Source organism: Mesorhizobium sp. M0870 (assembly GCF_040319775.1).
In the GTDB taxonomy this organism is placed as follows: domain Bacteria; phylum Pseudomonadota; class Alphaproteobacteria; order Rhizobiales; family Rhizobiaceae; genus Mesorhizobium.
Genome location: NZ_JAMYOI010000067.1, coordinates 1 through 5,295 on the forward strand (window position 1 = coordinate 1; position 5,295 = coordinate 5,295).

The 5,295-nt window shown below is 61.3% G+C and carries 4 protein-coding genes and 1 tRNA gene; 1 reads left to right on the top strand and 4 read right to left on the bottom strand.

What is annotated here, in order from left to right:
* Positions 1–158: 158 nt before the first annotated feature.
* Entirely contained in the window at positions 159–1,001 is an 843-nt protein-coding gene (locus NKH97_RS33030) for an ABC transporter substrate-binding protein (RefSeq protein ID WP_023814285.1), read from the bottom strand.
* Positions 1,002–1,216: 215 nt separating this feature from the next.
* Between NKH97_RS33030 and NKH97_RS33035 the strand changes: the two genes are divergently transcribed.
* Positions 1,217–2,296: a LacI family DNA-binding transcriptional regulator gene (locus tag NKH97_RS33035; protein ID WP_023814284.1), complete on the top strand. Its 1,080-nt coding sequence runs from the start codon at positions 1,217–1,219 to the stop codon at positions 2,294–2,296.
* 343 nt (positions 2,297–2,639) lie between these two features.
* Here the strand turns inward: NKH97_RS33035 and NKH97_RS33040 are convergent.
* The 3 genes from NKH97_RS33040 to NKH97_RS33050 form a co-directional block, all read right to left on the bottom strand.
* Positions 2,640–2,715, bottom strand: a tRNA-Trp gene (locus NKH97_RS33040).
* Between the two features lie 138 nt (positions 2,716–2,853).
* Positions 2,854–3,336 (bottom strand): group II truncated hemoglobin, encoded by a 483-nt coding sequence (locus NKH97_RS33045; RefSeq protein WP_023814283.1) that lies wholly within the window; start codon positions 3,334–3,336, stop codon positions 2,854–2,856.
* 101 nt (positions 3,337–3,437) lie between these two features.
* On the bottom strand, positions 3,438–5,093 hold the full coding sequence (locus NKH97_RS33050) for a COG3904 family protein (RefSeq protein WP_023814282.1): 1,656 nt from the start codon (positions 5,091–5,093) through the stop codon (positions 3,438–3,440).
* Between the last annotated feature and the right edge of the window lie 202 nt (positions 5,094–5,295).

Sequence of the window (5,295 nt, forward strand, 5' to 3'; positions counted from 1 at the left end):
TACGCCCTCCTCTTTTTTTTTTTTATACTTATATTATTATTATATTAACTAAACCCCCAGCCCGCCCAGCCCCCCCTCGCGCGGCCCCCCCACACCCTCCGCCCGCGGCCTCGGGCCCCGGCGGGCCCCCCCCCCCCCCCCCCCCCCCCCGGGTGCGGTTACTTCTTGGGGAGGTATTGATCGGGCATCGGCGAGCCTGGGAACCACTTCTCATAAAGCGTCTTCCAGGTGCCGTCCTGCATGGCCGCATGCAGGGCGGTGTTCAGCGCATCGCGAAGCTTGTCGTTGCCCTTGCGCAAGACGAAGCCTGCCGGCGCGTCGAAGGACGGGATGTTAACCGCGATCTTCAAGTCCGGATAACGAACGCCATAGTCCTTGGCTGCCTCGTAATCGAGGAAATGAGCGTCGACCGTGCCATTGTTGAGCGCCGAGACGGCCGAATTGTTGTCAGGAAATTTGACGAGATCAGTCCCGACAAAATTCTTCGCCGCATAGATTTCCTGCAGCGTACCCTGCACGACGCCAAGACGCTTGCCCTTGAGCCCGTCGGCCGACGTGATCGCCTTGTCTGACGTAAGCACGGAGAGATAGCCTGCAAGATACCCGTCGGAAAAGTCGACGGTCTTCTTACGCGCTTCCGTCGTGCCGATTGCCGCGACCGCGACATCGAAGCGCTCGTTGGCAACCGAAGGCATCAGCGCCGAGAATTCCTGACCGGTGAAGATCACCTGGTCCGGCTTGAAGCCAAGGCGGCTCGCGACGTTGCGGAACAATTCGATGTCGAACCCGGTGAATGTGCCGTCCGCCTGGGTGAAAGCGTAGGGCTTGGCATCACCCATGGTACCAACGCTGATGACTTTCGCATCAATAAGACCATAGGGATTGTCATCCGCGGCGGCTGCTCCGGAAACAAAACCCGCGCCGATGCACACAGCCATAAGAGCCATTGCGCCGGCCCGGACCGGTGACATCAACGACTTGAGAATTCCTATCCTGCTCATGTCTTCTCTCCACTCTGAAGGTCTGTTCTTCTTGGTATTGACGTCGAGCCGGCAATCCCACGCTTGACATCGCCCGCCGCCGCGACCGCGGCATGCGCCTCTCGGCCCGCAATCTTCTAAAAGAGACCGGTCTCTTATTGATTGAGACCGGTCTCTTTGATAATCGTTATCGCCAGATTGACCTTCCGTCAACAACTCTTGTAGTCGTTCATCCAATGAAAAGAACCGCACCCAAGACCCAGTCGATAACGGTCAGCGATGTCGCCCGAGTGGCCAATGTGTCCAAAGCGACGGCCGCGCGCGTGCTCGGCGGATACGGTGTCGTCAGCGACACGATCCGCGCCAATGTCATGGCCGCCGCCAAGGCCCTTGACTACCGTCCGAACGAACTGGCCCGAAGCATGACGACCGGCAGGTCCGGCATCATCGGCGTGGTGGTCGGAGACATCGAAAACCCGTTCTTCAGCCTGGCGGTGCGTGGAATCAGCGACGCGGCAAGGGCGGCTGGCTTCAACGTCATCTTGGCCAACTCCGGCGAGCGGATCGACGCGGAAAGGGCAGCTGTGCGGCTGTTGATCGGCAAGCGCGTCGACGGACTGATCGTCACGCCGTCGGAATCGCGTGACATCTCACACCTGCGCGACATCCACCGTTCAGGCCGGCCGCTTGCCCTGCTTGACCGGGCGCTGCCTGATCTCGATGTCGACACGGTTACGGTTGACGATCGAGACATCGCCATGCGGGCGACCCGTATCCTTGTCGACGCCGGCCACAGCAAAATCGCCTATGTGACCGCGGTTGACGCCGAAGGCAATGAGTATCGCGACCTAGGACAAATCTACACCTCATCGGTCCGTGAGCGCATCGACGGCTTTCTCAAGGTGTGCCGGGACGCCGGAATTGATCGACCGGAACGTCATATTCGCCTTGGCGCGACAAGCCCCGACGAGACGCGAAAGCTCGCCGACAAACTGCTGTCGGGGCCAGATCGACCGACCGCAATCCTTGCCTCCGACAGTCTCATAGCCCTGGAGATCTTCAAGGTCATGCGCCAGCGCGGGCTGCGCATTCCACAAGACATCTCGCTCATCACTTTCCATGACGCGGACTGGACGAGCGTCACGACCCCGCCCATCACCGTCGTCGACCAGCCCGTCTATGCGCTGGGCAAAAGCGTCGCGGAACTGCTCATCCGCCGCTTGAAGGGCGAAGCACGGCCAGCTGAAAGGCTCATTCTGCCGACCACAATCATCGAACGCGGATCCGTTGGTCCGCCTGCTGCCTACAAGCTGTAGATTCTCAAAGCCGAGCGGTCCAAAGCATAGCATGGAAGCCTATGCCCGAGCGTCGGATGGTTTGTATTCTGCGCCCGCATCCTTCGGACCAAAGGAGCAAATCTCGACTCGAGCCAAGCCAGCTTCCTTGGTGCCAACCCGCCAATTTTTACCTTTGTGGAACCTCGAGCAGCGCCAAACCAGGCTGTCGTTACGGTGAAGTTGCCCACCAGAATCGTGTGATTTTACGCCACCGTCGGACGCTGCCCGCGGACGTGCATGTCCGTGCAATAGATGTGCAGCAGTCGTTTTGGCTTCTCAACCGAGTAGCGCTATTTCTAAGTGCCTGATTTCCCTTTGGAAATGGCACGGGCAGCAGGGCTCGAACCTACGACCTGCGGTTTTGGAGACCGCCGCTCTACCAACTGAGCTATGCCCGTACGTGCGCATGTCGGCGCAGCAGGCGCTTCCTAAAAGCTTCCGCACGCTCTGTAAAGGGTGGTTTGCAAGCAAACGTACCTTCACCCCCCCTGCGCCAGAAATCGGGACAGCTGACGACCAGCTCGTTCGGCGAGAGGTTACTTTGTTTTCAGCGGCCGATAGGGTCCGCCCGGCACGCCCCAGCCCCAGGCCGGCATCGGTTCCGTCTCGGGATCGCACGTCTCGCCGAGATTGGAGTTCATCTTGGCCAGACGCGATCCCCATTCGACATAGCCCATGAAGGCCGAACGGAATTCCGGATCGTCAGGCAGGCCGACCGCGTCGGCTGCATCGGCCAGGAGGCTAATCCAGCGGCGGCGCTGCTCCTCGCTCAGATGCTTGCCCAGATGGTGCATGACCATCTCGCGGTGGCCACCGAACTGCTCGCTGTAGGTTTTTGACCCGCCGAAAACCTCGCCGATGAAGGCCGCGACATGGGCGGGATGATCCGGCGACATGGTCTTGAACACCGGCCCGACGATCGGGTCCTGCGCCACCTTGTCGTAGAAAGTCTGGGTCAGCCGGTTCAGGGCCTCGCCGCCGCCGGCCCATTCGTAGAGGGTCGGGATATCCTGGCTCATTCTCGATCCTCCGCCTGCCTGGCGCCGCCAGCAGCGACGATAGCGGAACAATCGGAAGTGTCTCAACCTGCCTCGATGGCCAGTTCCGGCTTCGCCGCGGTCTACAATTTGGCCGGCGCGTCAGCCTCGGCATTGGCGGAGGGCCGGATCCGGCAATTCTCGGGTCTTGGCACCGCCTCGCAAATGGTGGCGCCGGTCAGCGCGTCGACCGATTGCAGGCTCGTCGTCAGTCCGACCTTCAGCATCATGCCGGGTTCCAGCCGGCGCTCGACCGAGCGACGCTCGATCGCCGCGAACAGGGCGGGAGCGATCGCCATCTCGTCGAGATAGGCCTTGACCATCTGCTTTTGCCCCATCAGGTAGAGGCTAAGTCGCGCCTGGGGACCGACAAGCCGCTTGATGCCGCCGGCAAGCATCAGCGCGCAGGCCGAATCGCACTCCACGCCCGCATCGATGCTCAGCCCGGCATAGGCGCCCTCTTTGGCCAGGCAATTCCACGCTCCCGGGTCACAGCCGACGAAATCGGTGCGGCCAACCGCGACGTCGAGCTTCCTTTCATGGATAAGCCGTCCCGCCGCCAGGGCGCTGAACAGGTCGCCTCCCCTCGAACTGACCACGACAGGCAGTTGCCGTTTGCCGAGCGTGGCGAGCAATTGGCGCAGCTTCTGCGGGGTCTGGGGAGTGATCGCGCCTTCCGCCGAGATCCATTCCGGGCAGTCTGGATTGCAGAGCGGATTGGTGCCGCGAACGACGACGAAGCGCATGTCTTCATCGCGCCGCTCTTCATCGTGTCGCGCCGGCTCGGGTTCGATCGCCGGCGGAGCAGGCTTGGCCGCGGTCGCCGTCAGGCCATCAGGCTTGTCCCCCGGCATTTCCCGGCAATTCGTGGCCAGGCGGCCGGGCTCGCACAGGCTTGCCGCGGTCAACAGGCCTACAGCGTCCGTGCTGGTGACCAGCTTCATCGCCAGCATGTCGTCGAGGGCGATCTGGTGAATTTCGCTGGCCGGCGTGCCCTTCATCGTTTCGAGCATGCCTTGTTCGATGCCCATCTGGTTGAGATAGGCCGCCAGCTTTTTCTCCACCGACTTGCTCATCTCGTAGGTCTTGTAGCTGCCGGCGTTCTTGCGGCTGACGATCTTTGTGTTGAGGATCTTCTTCTTGCCCCCCACGATGCGGTAGGTGGTGCGGTATTGCAATTTCGTGCGGATGTAGGTCGTGGTGATCTGATGGACGCCGAGATAGGCCCATTCGCCGGCCACCCGCCTGATACCGCCGGCAAACATCAGAGGACAGGCGGAATTGCACATGGCGCCATAGTCGATGACATCGCCGAAGTAGCGGGCGTCACGGTCCTGGCATCCCTTCGCACCGGGCTGGCAGCTGGAAAACACCGTCTTGCCGATGGCGATATCGAGCTTGTTCTTGCGGATCAGCCGGCCAAGCGTCAGCGCCGCCTCGACATTGCCGCCGGGAGAATCCACGACAACAGGCAGTTTCCGCCCGCCAAGCGTCTTCAGCATGCGTTTGAAGAGTGCCGGCGTGCCGGCTTCTATGGAGCCCTCGGCCGATATCCATTCCGGGCAGATCGGCTCGCACCCCGGTGCGTTGCTGCGGACAATGCCGAACCGCATCGTCGGCCCAAGATCCGGCGCCGCATCCGCCGCAAAGGCTACCGGGCCCGCGGCAAGCAATGCCAGCAGGCAGATCAAGGCCAGCGACCACAATGCCCGACAACGGTGAAGGCGCCCTGAAACCATTCTGCAAAAAGCCCCTTGATGCAACCTATACTAGACGAGGTCCAAGGGCTTGCAACAGGGTCGAGCGACAGGGCGGTAGCCGATAGCCCGGCAAACAAAAAAGGGCGGCCCGAAGACCTAATGCAGTTCACTTAGGCACCTTCAGTGTTCTGACAGGATATTTGGCTGGTAGCTTTTTGACGACACGGGGGCATGATCGCCC